This window comes from Acinetobacter sp. SM34, assembly GCF_022012365.1.
Classification (GTDB): Bacteria; Pseudomonadota; Gammaproteobacteria; order Pseudomonadales; family Moraxellaceae; genus Acinetobacter.
The window spans coordinates 1-549 of record NZ_JAKLTP010000038.1 but is presented as its reverse complement, the minus strand read 5'-3'; the positions used below and the strand labels follow the sequence as shown (position 1 = coordinate 549).

At 34.6% G+C, this 549-nt stretch carries 1 protein-coding gene; it reads left to right on the top strand.

Annotation, left to right across the window (positions count from 1 at the left end; all coding sequences use genetic code 11):
* Positions 1-322: 322 nt before the first annotated feature.
* Positions 323-549: helix-turn-helix domain-containing protein (locus LZZ98_RS15660; RefSeq protein WP_442862727.1), on the top strand; the 227-nt coding region annotated here is incomplete at its 3' end.

Sequence of the window (549 nt, the reverse complement as noted above, 5' to 3'; positions counted from 1 at the left end):
TTATTAAATTTCTTTCATAAATCATTTTAGAAACTAAAAATTGTTCTTAAAACCAAAATTGAAAATAGATTTTTAGCAAATATTGGATTCATGAGTGTGGCATGGATGCCACACGTTTCCCATCACGACAAGGAAGTCGTGTATCGGAAACAAAAGGTTTTTGTCTACTTTTGACCTTTCAAAAGTAGAGAGATTGCCTACGAAAAGGTAAAAAACTAAATCAATAAAATGAGGCCGTGCTGATTTAAAAAAATCTAATATTGAACATTTTTTGATTTATATTTGTACTCTAATTTTCTTAGCATTCGTGCATAATCTACGGATGAAATACATTGATTCAAAGAAGCTTTCTGAAGCACAGTTTAAGCGATATACGGGCATCTCATGGACAACCTTTTATTTAATGGTTGAGCAATTGCAGAAGCATGTTCCAGCTAAAGGCAGACCACCCAAATTAAGTCTGGAGGATCAGGTTCTGCTCTGTCTGAGCTATTGGCGGGAATACCGAACCTTATTTCACATTGCTACAAGTTACGGTATTTCAGAGCT